The organism is Weissella minor, from assembly GCF_001437425.1.
In the GTDB taxonomy this organism is placed as follows: Bacteria; Bacillota; Bacilli; order Lactobacillales; family Lactobacillaceae; genus Weissella; species Weissella minor.
In genome coordinates this window covers 1-20,113 of the sequence record NZ_JQCD01000004.1, presented here as the reverse complement: position 1 = coordinate 20,113, position 20,113 = coordinate 1, and the positions used below count along the sequence as shown (strand labels likewise).

15 protein-coding genes are annotated in these 20,113 nt (G+C 41.7%); 12 read left to right on the top strand and 3 right to left on the bottom strand.

Annotated elements, in window-relative coordinates:
- Window positions 1-165 precede the first annotated feature (165 nt).
- Window positions 166-1,401, top strand: coding sequence for an arginine deiminase (gene arcA / locus IV67_RS00135; RefSeq protein WP_057785921.1), 1,236 nt, complete (start codon window positions 166-168; stop codon window positions 1,399-1,401).
- A 54-nt stretch (window positions 1,402-1,455) separates the two neighbouring features.
- On the opposite strand, the gene IV67_RS00130 is transcribed toward arcA, so the two are convergent.
- The 3 genes from IV67_RS00130 to IV67_RS00120 all read right to left on the bottom strand — a co-directional run bounded on the left by IV67_RS00130 (window position 1,456) and on the right by IV67_RS00120 (window position 4,004).
- On the bottom strand, window positions 1,456-2,355 hold the full coding sequence (locus tag IV67_RS00130) for an aspartate carbamoyltransferase catalytic subunit (RefSeq protein ID WP_057785919.1): 900 nt from the start codon (window positions 2,353-2,355) through the stop codon (window positions 1,456-1,458).
- A gap of 272 nt (window positions 2,356-2,627) precedes the next feature.
- Entirely contained in the window at window positions 2,628-3,263 is a 636-nt protein-coding gene (gene cbpA, locus IV67_RS00125; RefSeq protein ID WP_057785917.1) for a cyclic di-AMP binding protein CbpA, read from the bottom strand.
- 135 nt (window positions 3,264-3,398) lie between these two features.
- Window positions 3,399-4,004, bottom strand: a complete 606-nt coding sequence (locus IV67_RS00120; RefSeq protein WP_057785915.1) for a TetR/AcrR family transcriptional regulator — start codon at window positions 4,002-4,004, stop codon at window positions 3,399-3,401.
- 115 nt (window positions 4,005-4,119) lie between these two features.
- Between IV67_RS00120 and IV67_RS00115 the strand changes: the two genes are divergently transcribed.
- The 11 genes from IV67_RS00115 to lysS all read left to right on the top strand — a co-directional run bounded on the left by IV67_RS00115 (window position 4,120) and on the right by lysS (window position 19,846).
- On the top strand, window positions 4,120-6,717 hold the full coding sequence (locus IV67_RS00115) for a YhgE/Pip domain-containing protein (protein WP_057785913.1): 2,598 nt from the start codon (window positions 4,120-4,122) through the stop codon (window positions 6,715-6,717).
- Between the two features lie 197 nt (window positions 6,718-6,914).
- The gene (gene pth / locus IV67_RS00110; protein WP_057785911.1) at window positions 6,915-7,481 is read left to right on the top strand and encodes an aminoacyl-tRNA hydrolase; all 567 of its coding nucleotides are present in this window, start codon (window positions 6,915-6,917) and stop codon (window positions 7,479-7,481) included.
- Window positions 7,482-7,502: 21 nt separating this feature from the next.
- Window positions 7,503-10,997, top strand: a complete 3,495-nt coding sequence (mfd, locus tag IV67_RS00105; protein ID WP_057785909.1) for a transcription-repair coupling factor — start codon at window positions 7,503-7,505, stop codon at window positions 10,995-10,997.
- Window positions 10,998-11,009: 12 nt separating this feature from the next.
- Window positions 11,010-12,602: a putative polysaccharide biosynthesis protein gene (locus IV67_RS00100; RefSeq protein ID WP_057785907.1), complete on the top strand. Its 1,593-nt coding sequence runs from the start codon at window positions 11,010-11,012 to the stop codon at window positions 12,600-12,602.
- Entirely contained in the window at window positions 12,589-12,861 is a 273-nt protein-coding gene (locus IV67_RS00095; protein WP_057785905.1) for an RNA-binding S4 domain-containing protein, read from the top strand. The genes IV67_RS00100 and IV67_RS00095 overlap by 14 nt, the downstream gene beginning before the upstream one ends.
- A gap of 128 nt (window positions 12,862-12,989) precedes the next feature.
- The gene (locus tag IV67_RS00090) at window positions 12,990-13,367 is read left to right on the top strand and encodes an FtsB family cell division protein (protein WP_057785902.1); all 378 of its coding nucleotides are present in this window, start codon (window positions 12,990-12,992) and stop codon (window positions 13,365-13,367) included.
- 65 nt (window positions 13,368-13,432) lie between these two features.
- Entirely contained in the window at window positions 13,433-14,410 is a 978-nt protein-coding gene (gene tilS, locus IV67_RS00085; RefSeq protein WP_057785900.1) for a tRNA lysidine(34) synthetase TilS, read from the top strand.
- A gap of 116 nt (window positions 14,411-14,526) precedes the next feature.
- Window positions 14,527-15,123 (top strand): hypoxanthine phosphoribosyltransferase, encoded by a 597-nt coding sequence (gene hpt / locus IV67_RS00080; protein ID WP_083486624.1) that lies wholly within the window; start codon window positions 14,527-14,529, stop codon window positions 15,121-15,123.
- Window positions 15,124-15,186: 63 nt separating this feature from the next.
- Window positions 15,187-17,265, top strand: a complete 2,079-nt coding sequence (gene ftsH / locus IV67_RS00075; RefSeq protein ID WP_057785898.1) for an ATP-dependent zinc metalloprotease FtsH — start codon at window positions 15,187-15,189, stop codon at window positions 17,263-17,265.
- 112 nt (window positions 17,266-17,377) lie between these two features.
- Window positions 17,378-18,268: an Hsp33 family molecular chaperone HslO gene (hslO, locus tag IV67_RS00070; protein WP_057785896.1), complete on the top strand. Its 891-nt coding sequence runs from the start codon at window positions 17,378-17,380 to the stop codon at window positions 18,266-18,268.
- A gap of 93 nt (window positions 18,269-18,361) precedes the next feature.
- Entirely contained in the window at window positions 18,362-19,846 is a 1,485-nt protein-coding gene (lysS, locus tag IV67_RS00065; protein WP_057785894.1) for a lysine--tRNA ligase, read from the top strand.
- Window positions 19,847-20,113 lie beyond the last annotated feature (267 nt).

The window sequence follows — 20,113 nt, the reverse complement described above, 5'->3', positions numbered from 1 at the left end:
ATTTGTATATTTATTTACCACATCATAAGTATTGATGTTTATTGTATGGTTTTACGACTTTTACAAGCTGGAAGCTTGGTTCTATTATGTAGATATATACAATTGAGGTAAGCATGCAAGTTAATAAGAAATGATTTTTTGCGACAGCAGATCGGAGTTTTAATAATGATTAATAATCCAGCGATTCAAGTTAACTCAGAAATTGGTACATTGAAGACGGTCCTATTACATCGACCAGGTGCTGAAATTGAAAATATTACACCAGATACGATGGAACGGTTGTTGTTTGATGATATTCCATTCTTAAAAAATGCGCAAAAAGAGCACGACTATTTTGCAGAGGTTTTGCAAGCTCATGATGTCGAAACGATTTATATTGAACAGCTGCTTGAAGATGTTTTATCAGATGCAACTGTGAAGGATGAATTTTTAACGCGTTATGTCACAGAATACCACTATATGGGTGATACGATGCAAGACATCAAAGCCTATCTAAATACGTTATCGACGCACGATTTAGTAGCAACTATTTATGCTGGTGTTCGCAGAGAAATTGTTGATTTTAGACATCCTAATCTACATGATGTTGCTGGTTCAGATGCGGAAAATCCATTCTTAATGGATCCTTTGCCCAACGCATACTTCACGCGCGACCCACAAGCGATGATGGGGAGTGGGGTAACGATTAATCGCATGGCCTATGAAGCACGACGACCAGAATCGTTGATTTCAGAATTTGTGATGACCTATCATCCACGCTTTGCCGGTAAAGTTGATATTTGGACTGATCGCAATTCAGATGCACGAATGGAAGGTGGCGATGAATTGGTTTTGAACGATCATACATTAGCCATTGGTGTTTCAGAACGTACATCTAGCCGTGCCATTCAAGCTTTAGTAGAAAAATTATTTACGAATGAAAATAGTCATTTTGATACCATTCTTGCAGTTGATATTCCCCATAATCATGCCATGATGCATTTAGATACGGTGTTTACAATGGTTAATTATGACCAGTTCACAGTATTTCCAGGCATTATGGATGATGAAGGCAAGATGAATATTCATATTTTGCGTGCAGATGATCAAGGTCAAATTGTGATGGAACATCGTGATAATTTGAAAGAATCATTGAAAGAGATTTTGAATTTAGATGATTTGGATTTGATTGAGACTGGTGGGGGTGATCCGATTGCGGCTCCCCGTGAGCAATGGAATGATGGGTCAAATAATTTGACCATTGCACCAGGCGAAGTGGTTACATATGACCGTAATTATATCTCAATTAAATTGATGCAAGAACATGGCATTAAGGTTAATGAGATTAAATCCAGCGAATTATCGCGTGGCCGTGGTGGTGGTCGTTGTATGTCACAGCCAATTTGGCGTGAGAATATTTAAAGTAAATGATAAAAAAGCTTCCGACACTTTTAAGTCGGAAGCTTTTTAGTTATTTTAATCTTTTTCAACCGCATCCAAAATTGCCATACGGGCGTAAACACCATTAGTCATTTGTTGGAAAATACGTGACTTAGGGGCTTCAACTAGGCTGTCTGCAATCTCAACATCACGGTTAACTGGAGCGGGATGCATAATAATCGCTGTATCCTTCAAATGGTCATAACGGTCTTGTGTCAAACCAAAATCGAAATGGTAGCTAAGTGGTGAAAAATCAGTATTTTCAATTTCAGCAATGCGTTCGTGTTGAACACGTAAGAACATGATGACATCAAGGTCTTCTAAGCCTTCATCAAGTTCTGTATAAATACCAAATTGATCAAAATCAGCTGGATACCAAGACTTTGGACCTGAGAATGAGATGTTTGCCCCTAAGCGTTGTAGGACTTCGGCATTTGAACGGGCAACCCGTGAATGTGCTAAATCGCCAACGATACGGACATTTAGGCCATCGAAGTGTCCAAATTCTTCATACATGGTTACTAAATCTAGCAAGCTTTGTGAAGGATGCTGTCCGTTTCCATCACCAGCATTAATTAGACGAGGCATCAAATCTGAGTGCTCAGCAATTAATGGTTGATACCAGTCGTTAAGACTGTGACGAATCACAGCAAATTCTACGCCCAAGGCACCAAGGGTTTTAAGCGTATCACTTAAGCTCTCACCCTTTTTTGTTGAACTTGTTTGCGGGTCAATCATAATTTGCTGCCAACCCATTTTTAATTCAGCCACTTGAAAACTTGAATGTGTACGGGTTGAATTTTCAAAGAAAAGGTTAGCAACCATATGATTGGTTTGAGTTGGTTGCGCTGCTCCACTTTTAAATTCAAGTGCACGTTCAATTAAAGCTTGGATATCTGAAGTAGATAATTCGTTTAAGTTAACAAAGTTTTCCATGGTTCCTCCAAAAAAATAGGGCATACGTGAGCTTAGGAGTTCACGTATGCCCTATTTGATTTAGACTTCATACTGCGCAATTGCAGAATAGGCTAATTTCGGCCACAAGCGTCAACCCTTTTGAATCTCACGGATTCGGTTAAAAGGTTCTGTTCTTATTGAAGACATACTAACATAGTTAAAAAAATTAGTAAACAGAGGCAGTGTGGTTAAAATTGCATAAAAGAAAGGCGAGTAAGGCAAACAGTAAATGATAAGGACACATCGTTTACTTATGCACTTGGTCGACGATAAGACTCAATGCTTTCAATTTCAAAGTCTTTGCGTTGTAGTGCCCGTGTGATTTTGTTGAGAGTGCTATCATCAACTGAGGTAGGAATTGTTGCAATAATACGACCAGGACCGTGGTCTGTATTTAAAGTGACAACAGAAAGAATGTTTGTGTAACGAGCCATAATCTTTGAGGCGCGTTCGAGATTACCGCGACCACCGGTTGATTTCAAAGTCATGACGGTTTTTCCATCATTTGGACGCCAAGAATCTTCTAATAAACGCATATAGTGACTGTACGTAATAATGCCAGTAAAATGATTTTCGGCATCAAGCACTGAAATAAACGGTAAATCACGGATTGCGAATGTCAAATCAAAGAAAGTGGCATCGCTATTGATAAATTTAGTTGTGTTACGCATAACAGACGTAACAGGCTGCTGCATATCCCCATTATTAGCTTTGTGCTTGTAAAGATGCATTTTGTAGACAACCCCCCGGAATAATTGGCCACTAGCATCTAAAATAGGGAGCGCGCGAAAATTGAAATCTTCAAGTAGCATGAGTGCTTCACTTAAAGTGGTGTCTTCATTGACGGTTACTAAATCTTGTCTAGGTTTCACCATAGTTTCAAGCATTTGGCGCGGACCTCCTTGTGTGTTTGATTTACTTATCATAGCATGTTTTGCTAGTTTTTCCTATTTTTTGTGAGAAAAAAATGAGATTAAAACTGTAGTAAATCGATTTTAAGATTGGTATAGCTCTCACGAATGCTAATCAAATACTAATAAATCACGAGGCGCAATCAAGCGGCTCTTCATGAGAATTTCTGCGAGTTCATTTGGCGTTTCAGGATTTGGACTATTTAGCCAGTGTCGAACGATATTCAATAAATTGGTAATGGAAATCTCTTTTGAATATGAAATAGGTAAGACGTCTGAAAAGTGACCATTAAATTCAGTTAATTTGCTCGTTAACAATTGATCGACTAAGTTTTTAACTTTATCAAAAAAATGGGGATCGCCATTAGGCGACAAAAGGACACGAATCGTCTCTCGTTCACTATCGATATAGGCTAAATAATAGCTAAAAGTGCGGTAAGTTGATGTCGCAATGTCCTCATTACTTCGTGCTAATAATGGTGCATTTAACTGTTCACGGACGATACTACTTTGCAATTTTTCGAAAATATCAGCCTCGAGTTTTTCTAGTAAATCATATTTATCCATATAATGAACATAAAATGTCCCGCGACTAATGTGCGCGTGCTGAGCAATGTCAGTAATCGTCACTTTGTTAAAGCCTTTTTGATCGACAGCGTGAATAAAAGCCTTTTTGATTTGTTGCTCGGTTTCGAGGTTTCGTTCAGCGTGTTTCATGATAAATCCCCTCTTTTCAATTTATTGAACACTTTGTTTAATATTGCGTATTGAAGTTATTATAGCAAAGATTAAGATAAAAACAGTCCAAATATTTATTTCCAGGGGGGGCGATATGTTAAAAGCAGAGTGGCAATATTTAAAAGAACATCATTTTACAGGACTCGTGATTTTTGTTTTATGCTTTTTACCAACATTATATGCAATTCCGTTCTTAGGTTCTTTATGGGACACCTATGGTAACGTTAAGGAATTGCCAGTAGCGGTTGTTAACCAAGATAAAGCAGTTACTTATCAGAAACATCAAGTTGCGGTCGGAGACGAATTAGTCAAAGAGCTCAAAAAATCAGACGAACTTGATTTTACTTTTACTGATGAAAAAAAAGCACATCAAGGGTTGGAAAAGGGCGACTATTATATGGTCGTGACAATTCCGAAAACATTTTCAAAGCATGCGACATCTATTTTGGATCAGAAGCCGCAAAAGATGCAATTAGATTATGAAACAAGTTCGGGGCACAGTTTTATTGCCGGTAAACTATCTGATTCAGCAGCTGAAAAAATGCGTCAGCAGGTATCAACTTCAGTTACCAAAGCCTATACAAATGCGATGATGACTGAAATTAAAGGTGCTGGTAAAGATTTAGCTAAAGCATCAGACGGTAATCAACAATTAGCGGACGGCGCAGATCAGTTAAAAGATGGTAGTCAGCAGTTAACGGATGGATTGGATACATTAGCAGCTAGTACGCTGACTTTTGGATCTGGAGCTGGTGAATTGAATGTTGGTTTAAATCAGTATGTCGCTGGTGTTGGTCAAGCAAGCCAAGGTAATGCCCAAGTTGGTGCTGGCTTACAGCAAATGCAGCAAGCATTGCCGGCAGCTAATCAAGGGGTCTCACAATTATCAGCTGGGCAACAAAGTCTTACGAATGGTTTGGGGGAATCATTGGCAGGACAACAAGCATTAGTTGATGGTTTGACCCAGTCACAAGCTGGTGCCGAGCAATTAAATCAAGGAATTACAGACTATACGGGTGCTGTGTCGCAACTGGCGGCAGGTAGCAAAAAAGTTTCAGATGGTGTCGGTCAAATTAAAACCGCGTCTGATTCAGTTAGTCCAGCGGACCTTAAGCAAGCAAAACAAGACTTGGAAGATTTACAGCAGTTAGTGGAGGCTGTACATAATCCAAAGAATACAGTCGACGTTAACGCAACTGCGCAAACGATTGAGACAATGTTAGCAACGGTTACTGCGATTCAAAATATTCAAGCGAGTCAAAATGATCATACAAATGCAGCGATTGACAAAGCAGCCGCTTCGCAAAAATTAACGCCTGAACAAACCCAAGCGATTAAGCAGGCTGTACAAGCTAGTCAGGCAGCAGATCAAAAAGGCATCCAGGATCAACTGGTTATTTTAAAGAATAATGCGGGAAGTTTGGCGAAAAATCTAGAACCTTTGGTTAAAAATCTTGAGGATAATCAAGGGGCAATTGAACGTTTGACGACGCGAACACAGTCGATTAATTGGAGCCAGTTGAATACCCAAGTTGCACAAGCACAAACCATGCAAAGCAAAATTTCTAAATTAGACGACGGTGCTAATCAAGTGACTAATGGTTTGCAACAATTGAATCAAGAGTCAGCAGCTTTGCAAGCTGGTGGGCAACAAAATGTGGGCGGTCAGAATAAGTTGTTGTCGGGGGGACAACGCTTAGTTTCTGGTGGTCAACAAGCCTATGCCGGCAGTCAACAATTGCAAGCTGGTGTATCAACGATGGCCTCTAAAATGGGTGGCATGCAGCAAGGGGTGAACCAACTTGTTGATGGAAATGGTCAAGTGCAAACCGGGTTGAACACCTTACAAAGTAAGGGAAATGAGTTGACCCAAGGTTCCAACCAATTGGCCGATGGCGCCAATCAATTACATGCTGGTTCAACGCAACTAGCTGATGGTTCTAAGCAAATTGGTCCGGCATTAACTAAAATGCAGCAAGGCAATCAGACGCTTGCTGACAAAATGGATGATGCGGTTAATCAAGTCGCCGGCTTACCAGATAAGCGACAAGTTGACCAACAAATGGCTTCACCAGTGAAGACAAAGCACCAAGAACGTGACCATGTTGCCAATAACGGAACCGGTATGGCACCTTATATGTTCTCAGTTGGTTTATTTATTGGGATGTTAGGGATGAACTTAATGCTGGATTTGTTGACGCCACGCACACCGGTTCATTCATTGTTCCGCTGGATTGGTTCAAAGTTTGTGATTATTTTCAGCATTGCAACCATGATGGCTGTGGTCTTGTTCTTGTTGAACAAGTGGATTTTGGGGATGAATTATGTAGACCCAATGGGAACATTACGCTTTTTGATATTAATCGCTTGGATGGATGCGATGTTAGTGACAGCGTTGAATTTATGGTTTGGTCGCGCGGGATCCTTTGTTTCAGTGGTCTTGCTAGTCGCGCAATTAAGTTTGTCGGCGGGAACTTACCCGATTCAGTTGTCACCAGAAATTTATCAAAAGTTACATGCCTATGTACCCATGACGTACACCGTACAAGGATTACGTGAGACGATGATGATTGGCGAAACACCGAGCCAGGCAATCATGATTTTAAGCATGGTGCTGCTGGGATCGATGTTAGCGGTCATTCTTTACTTTGTACGCCATCAAAAACAATATCGTGTTTTAACACACGCATAAGCAATAAAAAAGGACGTAACGGGGGTTACGTCCTTTTTTTATTGGACTGATGTTCAGCCCCTTTTTTGACCATGTTAGTTTTAAGCTAAAATGCTATAATAGAAAACAAGTTAAAAATAAATAGATGCGCGGAGGGGTAGGATCATTTTGATTCTGCCCATTTCGTGCCTTAATCATAAAAAGTAGGTAAATGAAACATGAAGATGATTGTTGGATTAGGAAATATTGGCCGTGATTATGATCAAACACGCCATAATATTGGATTTATTACATTAGATGCACTGGCTGAAAAAGAAGGGTTAACTTTCAAACAAGATAGTGACCATCATGCTTTTGTGGCAGATTGGTTCAATAATGGTGAAAAAGTCTTGTTGGTTAAGCCAACAACTTATATGAATGACTCAGGTAAAGCAGTCCGTCCTTTGATGGATTACTATAAAATTGACCTTGAAGATATATTGATTGTGCATGACGATATGGACATGGATTTGGGACGTTTACGTTTGCGTGCCAAGGGATCAGCTGGTGGTCACAATGGGCTTAAAAGTATTGCAAACCATTTGAATACACAAAAATTTAATCGTTTGAAATTTGGCATTTCACATCCACAGCATACGCATCAAGCTGTGATTGATTATGTCTTAGGCAAGTTTGGTAAGGAAGAAGCAGCCGATTTGATGGCTGGGATTGATAAGGCTCTGGATATTTTTGCTGACTTTGCAGCTGGGGATGATATTCAAACCTTGATGAATCGCTATAATTAAGCGAAAAATAGGAGATAGACCATGCAACTGGTTGATTTAATTGCTGAAAATGAAGATTTAAAAACATTAACGACAGCACTCAAAAAGGGTGGTCGACATGTCGTAACGGGTTTGTCTGGGGCAGCTCGCACGGCTTATTTAGCAGCGATTGATCAAAATGTCCAACAACCGATGTTAATTGTTGCTGACAGTCAATTTCATGCGGACCAAATTGCAGAAGATATGATGGGCTTGTTGCCAGATAGGCATGTTCATATTTTCCCAGCAGAAGAGACAATGGCGAACGAGTTGGCTGTGACGTCTTTGGATGTCCCGATTGCACGTGTGCGGGCACTGGAGGCTTTACGGACTGATCAACAAGCTGTGATTGTGACGAGTGTGGCTGGTGCGCAACGCTATTTACCACCAGTTTCTGATTTCGCAAAAGCACGCTTAACAATTGATTTTGAGCATGAATATGCTTTAGACCAATTAAGTGCACAATTGCATACGATGGGCTATCAGCGCCATGAAGCGGTTGGGCAACCAGGTGAATTTGCAGTTCGTGGTTCAATTGTGGATGTGTACCCATTGGACGCCGAATATCCAGTGCGGATGGACTTTTTTGATACAGAGCTAGATTCATTACGGACTTTTGATATTGCGACGCAGCGGAGCCAAGAGAATTTAAACACAGTCACGATTTTACCTGCGACTGAGTTGGTTGCGACAGACACGCAAATAGCGGCTGCTAAGACGCGTTTAGAATTAGCCTTTACGGAAAACCGTGATCGCCTAGAAGGGGCAGATAAACGTCATTTGACGGAAGCCATGACCCCAATCTTAGATGGTTTGGGACAAGGTCAGATTCTGGCGCCGTTCCGTCAATATTTGAAATTTTTGTATCCAGATGCGGAAAGCCTGTTTGATTATTTGCCACAGGATGGAGTGGTCGTATTCGATGATTATCCACGTGCGTTGGACAATATTAAACAATTAGCTGAAGAAAATACGGAATGGTGGCAACAAAAGGCTGAAGAGCAGTTGATGCTAGATCAAATTGATTTAGGCTTTGATTTAGAGTCACAGGTGACGACATTGCAACAAACAGCCTTGATGATTTCACCACTCCAACGTGGTATTGGTAAGTTAGCACAAAGCAGTTTGACGAATGTGACCGTACGTCCAAGTCAGCAGTTCTTTGGTCAAATGCCGATATTAAAAAGTGAAGTCGAACGTTGGCAAAAGCAAGGCAATACCGTGCTCTTTTTAACGAACACGGACGAGCGTGCGGATAAATTGACGCAGACCCTGAGTGATTTTGATATTAAAGTAAATGCGGTTGCTTCTGACGGCCTAAAGATGGACCGAACCCAGCTGACGACACAACCTTTGAGTGCTGGTTTTGATTGGCCGGCGCAAAAATTGATTGTGCTGACTGAACATGAGTTGTTCCAGCAGGCTAAAAAGAAGGCGCCACGACGTCAAACGCTGACGAATGCGGAACGTATTAAGAGCTATAACGAGCTGCAAGTCGGCGATTATGTTGTGCACGTTAATCATGGAATTGGTGTCTACGAAGGCATGGAGACGATTGAACGTGATGGCGTCAAGCAAGATTACATCACGATTGGTTATCAAAAAGACGATAAGATTTTCATTCCGGTTTCTCAATTGGATTTGGTGCAGAAGTATGTGGGTGCCGCTGAAAAAGCCCCTAAGTTGAATAAACTTGGTGGTTCAGAATGGCAAAAAGCGAAAGCCAAGGTTGCCAAGAAAGTTGAAGATATTGCCGATGAGCTGTTGGACTTATATGCCGAACGTGCTTTGAAACAAGGCTTCGCCTTTCCTGCCGATGATGATGCACAACGTCAGTTTGAAGACGCCTTTCCATATCCGGAAACACCTGATCAACTGCGGTCCGCGGATGAAATTAAGCGCGACATGGAGAAAATCCAACCCATGGATCGCTTGTTAGTTGGGGATGTTGGATTTGGTAAAACGGAAGTAGCCATGCGTGCCGCCTTTAAGGCAGCGCATGCTGGTAAGCAAGTTGCAATCCTAGTGCCAACCACGATTTTGGCGCAGCAACATTATGATAGCTTCCAAAATCGTTTTGAAGGAACGGGAACTAAGATTGGTATCTTGTCACGTTTTCAATCAACGAAAGAAATTAAGGCCACTTTGGCAGCTGTCGCCAGTGGGGATGTCGATATTTTGATCGGAACCCATCGCATTTTATCTAAGGATGTCGAGTTCTTAGATTTGGGCTTGTTGGTGATCGACGAAGAACAACGCTTTGGTGTGAAGCATAAAGAACGTTTGAAGGAAATGCAAAACAATGTGGATGTGTTGACCTTAACGGCGACACCCATTCCACGTACTTTGAATATGTCGATGGTGGGTGTGCGTGATTTGTCAGTTATTGAAACGCCGCCAGCAAATCGTTATCCGATTCAAACCTATGTCATGGAGCAAAATGGCCGCACTTTGGCGAGTGCTGTGGAACGTGAGATGGCCCGTGGTGGGCAAACTTTCTATCTACATAATCGTGTGGAAGACATTGAGCGGGTTGTGGCCATGATTGAGTCACTAGTACCAGATGCGCGTGTGGCTTTTGTCCATGGAAAAATGACCGAGACGCAACTTGAAGGAATCTTGGTTGATTTTATTAACGGTGAATATGATGTGTTAGTCACAACAACAATTATTGAAACTGGGGTTGATATTCCAAATGCCAATACATTGTTTGTGGAAAATGCCGATCATATGGGCTTGTCACAACTCTACCAGTTACGTGGTCGTGTTGGCCGTTCAAATAATTTGGCATATGCCTACTTTACTTATCCAGGCACACGCACATTGAACGAAGAAAGTGAAAAACGTTTAGAAGCCATTCGTGACTTTACGGAATTAGGATCTGGTTTCAAGATTGCGATGCGTGATTTGTCGATTCGTGGGGCAGGAGATTTGTTGGGTCAAAGTCAACATGGCTTCATTAATAGTGTTGGTTATGATTTGTATATGCAAATGCTTAATGACGCTGTGGCACAAAAGCAAGGTAAGCGTAAGCAAAAGACTTCTGATGCAGAGTTGGATTTGCAAGTTGAAGCTTACTTGCCAACCGATTATGTACCAGATGGTCCGCAAAAGATTGAAATTTATCAGCGTATCCGTAAATCAACTAAGCCGGCTCAATTTGATGAAATTGAAGATGATTTGGTTGACCGTTTTGGCGACTTGCCATTAGCAGCGGAACAATTAATTATGGTTGGCCGTTTGAAAGCTGCCGCTGATAGTGTTGGGGTTGAGTCTTTGAAGCGTACGGCACGTCAACCGCAGATGTTGACGTTGAAGTTTACAGCGCAAGCACCAATTGATGGTGATAAGTTGAAAAAGGCTTTCCAAGACCAGCGTATTGCCGGTCAGGTTAAGCAACAAGCAACACCAGTGCAAGCGCAAATTGCCATCCAACCTAAACAAAAAGCGCTGGATTGGCTCAAGCAATTACGCGACTTGTTTACAAGTTTGGCGTAGAGGTAGCGACATATGGCGAAACAACAACAGCGTATTTTTGCGGGAGCAGGTGTCTTAGCGCTTGCCGGGATTATTGCTAAAATATTAAGTGCCGTCTATCGGGTACCCTTTCAAAATATTGTCGGGAACCAAGGCTTCTATGTCTATCAGCAGGTCTACCCCATTTATGGGATTGGTATGGTGATGGCCTTGAGTGGCTGGCCGTTATTCATTTCTAAAATGGTGGCTGAACAACCAACCCAAGCGGCTAAGCAGTTAGTCGCACGGCGTTTGTTTTGGCTATTAACGGGGATTAGTGTCCTGATTTTTGTAGGTATTTATTTTGGTGCAAATGTCATTGCTAATGCCATGAATGATGCGCTCTTAGCACCAGAAATTAAGGCTGTGGCCTGGATGTTTTTGTTCATGCCAGTCTTAGCTACGAGTCGTGGGTACACACAAGGGCAGTTCAACATGGTTCCGACCGCAATTTCTCAAGTGATTGAGCAAGTTGTGCGGGTGGCAGTTATCTTAGGGGTCGCCTGGTTCGGGATGCAACAAGCGTGGAACGCTTACCAGATTGGTACTTGGGCGACTTTCGGTGCGACCATTGCCGCGGTGGCGACAGGCAGCTATTTGCTGGGTTCCTTTCGCCAAATTGGGCCTTTTCAAAGGCAAACAAAAGCTGCGACAGCAGACTTACGCTGGCGTGTTTTGGGCCGGCGACTCTGGCGCGAAGGAACTTTATTAGCAGTGTTAGCAGCCCTTTTGGTCTTCTTACAACTGATTGATTCCTTTACAATTAAGGGTTTGCTGGAGCAAGGGGGCATGGCGAGTCATGTGGCCGAAACAACGAAAGGGGTCTATGACCGTGGACAACCGTTGGTTCAACTCGGGATGGTTGTTGCGACTGGCGTTGGCACGGCCTTATTACCAACTTTGCACGCCCATTTTGAGGCGCACGAAGACGCAGCGCTGAAAGCGACCTTTCAGACGACCTTGCGGATTACGTTAATCGTGTCACTTTTGACGCCCGTTGGCTTGATTGCGATTATGCCGGTGATTAATCAATTTTTGTTTAGTTCGCGTGAAGGAGATAGCGCCTTGATGTGGTATGTCACAATTATTGTGCCAGCAACATTGATTACGGTGTTGGCCAGTGTCTTGCAAAGTATGAATCGCACTAAGGGCTTAATCACGATGATTGGAGTGACCTTGGTGTTGAAATATGGGTTAAATAATTTGCTGATGCCACAATTTGCGATTGTGGGTGCATCAGTGGCGACAATGCTAGCATTATTGCCCTTACTTGTTTATAGTATGTATCAGTTACCTCGTCCATTATGGCGCGGCATGTTCACTTGGAACTGGTGGTTCCGCGTGGTCGGCATGTTGATGGCAATGATGGTCGTGGCAATTGGAGTCCGGATGTTAGGTGATCAGATATTTGGACTGGGACGTGGTGCCAGTATCTTAACCACGATCCTTGCAGCCGGTAGTGGGGCGATTGTTGGTGTGGCACTGTTATTGCGTTTAAAGATATTAAATGAACAGGAACTCCTAGCTTTACCTAAGGGTGAAAAACTAGTTGTTTTAATGAAAGGAAAATCAGATGCGATTAGATAAATTTTTAAAGGTTTCACGCTTGATTAAGCGTCGAAGCGTTGCCAAAGAGATTGCGGATCAAGGCCGAATCGATATTAATGGAAAGACTGCTAAGTCTTCAAGTGATGTGAGTGAAGGGGATGAATTAACAATCCGCTTTGGAAACAAGACCTCTGTTTTGCAAATTGATAAAATTGTGGAAACAACGAAAAAAGATGAGTCAGCAGAGATGTATCACATTGTTGATGAAACTTACGTAACGGATGGAGAGGAAGCCTAACAATCCGTTAGGCTTTTATATGAAAATGTTAAGTTTTGCGTATAGGTCTTAAGAAACGGTGTGTTTTTAGATAAAGTAATGGGTGTTGAGAAATGAACTTTGTTTAAAAGCATGAAAGGGGCCGGATAATGGCAAGATATCAAAGCAATCAAAATATTCAACCATTGAACGATGCCGGCCAACGTGCGCTAGAAGTTCAGGCGCTAGAGTTAGAGCATCACAACAAGGTACACCGTCGTCGACGGATTGTATGTGCTGTGATGTTACTGTTAATCACGATTATGTGTGCTTGGCAGTATCAAACGCGTTATGTGCGTTATTCAGCTGCTGTTCAATCAACACAAAAAGAACAGAAAAGCTTAGACGCAGCTAAAGAAACCAATGCAAAATTAAAGCAAACGAAAAAAGATCTTAAAAATGATGATTATTTATCTAAGGTTGCCCGTGACCGTTACCTTTATTCAAAGGAAGGCGAAGTGGTCTTTAATTTGCCAGATGATAAATAATTAATTGCAGGAAGCCGGGCTGATGCTCGGTTTTTTTGTACCACAAGGATTAAAAGGAGGGGCTCATGCGTCAGAATAAAGTCCAACAACGATTATTAAAGCAGATTCAAGCAACACAGTTGTTTGATGCTTCTGATCATGTCTTGGTTGCCTTTTCAGGTGGGCAGGATTCAATGGTTTTGTTAAATTGGTTGACCCAACAACAATTGCCAGCCGATTTACAGCCCAAAGTAAGTGCCCTTTATGTTAATCATCATTTGCGCGAAGACGTGGCGCAAGAAGAGGCATTAGTAAAACAAACTTTTCAAGCTAATCAACAGTTAGCGCATACAAAAATCGCGCATTTAAATTGGGATGAACAACCAACTGTTGGCATTGAAGCGCAAGCGCGCGACAAAAGATACGCGGCATTGATTGCGTTTGCTAATGAGATTGGTGCAAATAAAATTGTCACGGCGCATCATGAAACGGATCAAGCGGAAACGATTCTCTATAAATTAATCCGAGGTGGACGAGTAACGCAATTAAAGGGGATGCAGATGCGCACGAACCTGACGGAACAGATTGAATTAGTTCGGCCATTTTTAGGCTTACCTAAAGCCCAGCTTGCTACACTACTCAATGCACCTTTAGAGGCTTTTATTACGGATAGTTCAAATGCGGACAATCAATATGCCCGTAATCGGCTTCGTAATCGGGTTATGCCGGAGTTAGTTACGATTAATCAGCAAGCTGAGCAACATATAACAGAAGTTGCAGACCAATTAACAGGGATGGAATATCTGCTTCAGCCAGAAATTAAGCGTCAAATTTTGGCGTTGGAAGACGGCAGTTTTGACTGGCAAATGCCAGACGCAGCGATTCAATTTATTTTACAAGAATGGTTGAATCAACAGCAGGTTTATCATGTCAAAGCGCAACAATTAGCACAAGCCATTCAACTGATGCGAAATCAGAGCGTTTCAACCGGACAAATTGCCCTGGAAAAGGGTGATTTATTAGAACGGACAGGGCGCTCGTTGTGCTTAAGGACGACGGATTAGGCTTTGATTAAAAAGTTGTCATTGTTTTGATGATTTTGCTAAACATTCTGTTTTATTTGTGTTACTCTTAATGCTGTGTAACGATAGGTGAAATAGATTTTAGGAGAGCGGACTACATGAACCAGTGGGACATGAATAACGATATTGAACGCGTTTTATATAGTGAAAAAGACATTGCAGAAGCAGCAAAGCGAGTTGGTTCACAATTAGCGGCTGATTATGAAGGCCGGACACCAGTCATTCTTTCAGTTTTGAAAGGGGCTGTATTGTGGACAGTTGACGTGATGCGATATATGCAATATGCAGAAGTCGAATTCATTGATGTATCAAGCTATCACGGTGGAATTGCTTCTGCCGGGGAAGTTGATTTAGTGGTTGACTTACAAACAGATATTGCCGGTCGCGACATCATTATCATGGAAGATATTGTTGATACTGGTCGTTCATTGCAATTTATGAAGGATCTGCTGGAAGCACGTGGTGCGAAGTCAGTTAAAGTTGCGAGTCTTTTGGATAAGAAAGACGGACGTGTTGTTGAAGCACATGTAGATTATGTTGGATTTGATGTGCCTAAGGCCTTCGTGGTGGGTTATGGACTAGATTACAAGCAATTGTATCGAAACTTGCCTTACGTGGGTGTACTTAAGCCATCTGTTTATGATCCAGAACATGCTGGTTTAGTTGATACAACTGACATCACGCCGGAACATTAACCAAAAGCAATTTAATTAAAGTAATCGGATGTCGTCATATGGCGACGTTCGTAGGAGGAATAGATGCGAAACCCTAAGAACAATGATGGTTTTGTACGTAATAGTCTATTCTATGTCATCTTAGCGTTAGGATTTTTGGGATTATTTTACTGGGTTGCAGGACCTACTCAAACAACCACAACGAAAACTTTGACGACAACAGAATTTGTGACTGATTTACAGGACAAAAAAATCAAAAAAATCACTGTTCAGCCTGGAGCAGGTGTGTATGACATTACGGGTGAATTCCGTGAAGCACAATCTAACTCTGATGACAGTAAGAAAGAAAACAATGGCCTTTTTGGTAATCTTTTGTCTGATTCAGATACAAAGACAAAGAAGTTTGAAACACAAGTTGTCAGCAATGGTAGCGTTATTTCAGACATCCAAAAGGATGCCACTGATACAGATACGGACTTAACAACAAAGCCACAGGCCTCAAACTTTTGGGGTACGATGCTTGTAACCATGTTGCCAGTTCTATTAATGGTTGGTTTGTTCTACTTCATGATGAGTAGCATGCAAGGCGGCGGTCAAGGTGGCCGTGGCGGTGGTAACATCATGGGTGTTGGTAAGTCTAAGGCTAAGCCACAAGACCCAAGCGAGAACAAAGTTCGTTTTGAAGATGTTGCAGGTGCTGAAGAAGAAAAGCAAGAATTGGTCGAAGTGGTTGAATTCTTGCGTGACCCATCTAAGTTTAGTAAGTTAGGTGCCCGTATCCCGGCTGGTGTCTTGTTAGAGGGACCTCCAGGAACAGGTAAAACGTTATTGGCTCGTGCCGTAGCGGGTGAATCAAAGGTACCATTCTTCTCAATTTCAGGGTCTGATTTCGTTGAAATGTTCGTCGGGGTTGGAGCAAGTCGTGTACGTGACTTGTTTGAAACTGCTAAGAAGGTTGCACCAGCGATCATCTTTATTGACGAAATTGACGCGGTTGGTCGTCAACGTGGTTCAGGTACCGGTGGTGGAAACGATGAACGTGAACAAACATTGAACCAAATTTTGGTTGAAATGGATGGGTTCTCAGGTAGCGAAGGTATCATTGTGATGGCCGCTACTAACCGTTCTGATGTTTTGGACCCAGCTTTGCTTCGTCCAGGTCGTTTCGATCGTAAGATTCTGGTTGGACAACCTGACGTTAAGGGTCGTGAAGCTATCTTGAAGGTTCATGCAAAGAACAAGCCATTGGATTCAAGTGTTGATCTAAAGGAAGTTGCTAAGCAAACGCCAGGATTTGTTGGAGCGGACTTAGAGAACTTGTTGAATGAAGCAGCGTTGTTGGCAGCACGTCAAAACCAAACGACAATTACTGCCTTAAACGTGGATGAAGCTGAAGATCGTGTGATTGCTGGTCCAGCTAAGAAGGATCGTGTTGTTTCTGCTAAGGAACGTAAGACGGTTGCTTACCACGAAGCGGGACACGCAATTGTGGGACTTGTTTTGAATGATGCACGTGTTGTGCACAAGGTGACAATTGTTCCTCGTGGACGCGCTGGCGGATATGCCATTATGTTGCCACGTGAAGATCAAATGTTGATGTCAAAGCAAGATGCTAACGATCAAATCGCTGGATTGATGGGTGGACGTGCAGCAGAAATGTTCATGTTTGACCAACAATCTTCCGGAGCTTCAAATGACTTCCAACAAGCAACGCAAATTGCGCGTTCAATGGTCACGCAATATGGAATGTCAGATAAGCTTGGTATGGTTGAACTTGAAAACCACAATACACCTTCAATGGGTCGAAATGGGCTTACTTACTCAGAAGACACAGCAAAGGTTATTGATGATGAAGTTCGTCGTTTGACATCTGACGGTTACAATACTGCTATGTCAATCATTGCCGAATACCAAGACAAGCATGAAGCAATTGCGCAAGCACTACTTGAATATGAGACTTTGGATGAAAAGCAAATCTTGAGTTTGTTTGAAACTGGGCATATGCCTAATGAAAAACAAGTTCAACCAGAAGAAGCTAAGCCAATGTCATACGAAGAAGCGCGTGCGGCAGTTAACCACAAGCAAACAGAAGTTGAACCAGAACCACTTAAGGATACGGATGAGAAAATCACACCGGATCAAGATAGTGATGATGAATTGTAATCTATTGCAACTTAAAGGACTAATCACGCGATTGGTCCTTTTTTGTATTTATTAGTCATGAATAGATAGCGTATAATAACAAATATGAATTCAGAGAAGAGGAAAAATAGTTATGACAGATGAATTAGTGCGTGCAGTCACAAAAAATAATGCTTTTCGTGCCATTGCCGTTGATGCAACGGACATGATTCAAGAAATTTCAGGTTATCACCATGCTTCGAAATTAGGTGTAACCATTTTGGGACGAGCATTAATCGGTGGACTATTACTATCAAACGCGTTGCTTAAAGATGACGACCGTTTGGTATTAACCATTGATGGAAATGGACCGGCTGGAAAAATTGTGGTGGAAACATCAGCTGAAGGACAAGTCCGTGGCTATGTGTCAAACCCAGAAGTTGATTTACCGGTCCAAGAAGATGGTGCTCAATCCGTAGGGGCTGCTGTGGGTGTTAATGGATTTTTGACCGTAACAAAGGACATGGGTGAAGACATGGAACCATTTACGGGGCAAGTGCAATTGGCAACTGGTGAAATTGGTGATGATTTGACTTACTATATGGCCAAGTCAGAGCAAATTCCTTCAGCTGTTGCGGTGTCAGTTGATTTGGATGACGCAGGTGCGGTTGTTTCGGCAGGCGGATTTATTATCTCAGCATTGCCTGATGCAACAGATGCAGATTTGGATAGTTTGGAAGATAAATTGTCACACTATCCAGCGATTGGTTCATTATTAAAGGAACAACATAATCCGATGTTGTTAATTGATGAACTATTTGGGGCAAAGGATGTTGAACAAGTCGATACGACTGAGATTACTGCTTATCCTGAAATTTCAAAGGAACGGTATGCACAAATGCTTAAGACCATGCCGGTGGCTGAATTGAAAGATATTTTGGCAAAAGACCATGCCCTCAATATTACAGATCGCTTTACAGGTAAAGAGATTGTCTTTGATGCAACTGAATTAGAAGCGCTCATTGCTGAAATTGAGCAGAAATAATCAGGTTAGGTCTTGCAAAATGGGCGTGAGCTTGGCAAACTTAAGTAGAATGTTTTACAAATATAAGTAAATTAGACAATAAAGGGGCAGGTTATGGCAGAACAACAAGAGTCATTAAATGATCAAATGCTAGCACGTCGTCAAAAAGCAGACGAATTACGCGAAGCTGGCATGGATCCATTCGGTCATCGTTTTGACCGCACACATGATGCAGCTGAATTGCATGCATTGTATGATGATGCAACAGCTGAAGATTTAGAGGAAGCACAACATGAAGTGCAAATTGCTGGACGTATGATGACAAAGCGTCGTTCTGGTAAGATTAGTTTTGCTGATATCAAGGACCGCACTGGTCGTATTCAAGTCTTTGTTCAAAAGCCAGTTGTTGGTGAAGATGTCTATGAATGGTTTAAAAAGTCTGATTTGGGTGACATCTTAGGCTTTAAGGGAACTGTGATGAAGACGCGTGCAGGTGAGCTTTCAATTAATGTGCAAGAAATTACACACTTATCAAAGGCTTTGCGTCCGTTGCCAGACAAGTATCATGGTCTAACAGATGTTGAAACTAAGTACCGTCAACGTTACCTTGATTTGATTGCTAATGATGATACATATGACCGTTTCCAAAAGCGTTCACAAATCATTACAGCGATTCGTAACTATATGAATCAAGATGGCTTTATTGAAGTTGAAACACCTATGTTGCAAAATTCAGCTGGTGGCGCTTCAGCACGCCCATTTATTACACACCACAATGCGTTAGATATTGATATGTATCTACGAATTGCGCTTGAACTACACTTAAAGCGTTTGATTGTGGGTGGTATGGAACGTGTTTATGAAATTGGTCGTGTTTTCCGTAATGAAGGAATGGACCAAAAGCACAACCCTGAATTCACTGTTATGGAAACATATGCAGCATATTGGGACTTTGATGATGTGATGACTGAAACAGAGAATATCTTTAAGGCTGCTGCCAAGGTCGTTTCAGATGATTTGAAGGTTAACTATCAAGGAACAGATGTTGATTTGGCACAACCATTTGCACGTAAGCACATGGTTGATCTTGTTAAAGAACAAACTGGTGTTGATTTCTGGCAACCAATGACGGTTGAAGAAGCACGTGAAATTGCTGATAAGCACGATGTGAAGTATGAAGATTACTGGACCGTTGGGCACATTATCAATGAATTCTTTGAGGATTTCGTTGAGGATACTTTGATTCAACCAACTTTTGTTTATGGACACCCACTTGAAGTGTCACCATTAGCCAAGAAGAATCCTGAAGATCCACGCTTTACTGATCGTTTCGAACTATTCATCTTAGGTGGAGAATATGCGAACGCCTTTACTGAATTAAATGATCCAATTGATCAGCGTGAGCGTTTTGAAGCACAAGCTGCAGAACGAGCTGCCGGAAATGATGAAGCTGAAGGAATTGATGAAGACTTCGTTGAATCATTAGAATATGGAATGCCACCTACTGGTGGATTAGGAATTGGAATTGATCGTTTGGTTATGCTATTAACAGATGCAGAATCTATTCGTGACGTACTACTTTTCCCAACAATGCGTTAATAAAAAAGCGAGTTACAGCGGTTGCTGAGATTCGCTTTTTTTATTTGCAAAAATTGATTGACAATTGCGCGATATATCTGTATTATCTTAAGAGTTGTCACGAGCTGTGACAGCCACAACAACAGCATTTGAAAAACTTTTGGTAAATTAATTGCTTGACTAAGTTTTAGATAGTTGCTATAATATAAAAGTTGCGTAAGGGAGTTACCTTTCGTCTAACAAAGTAGATCATTGAAAACTGAATATCGTTTCGATATAAACAAATGT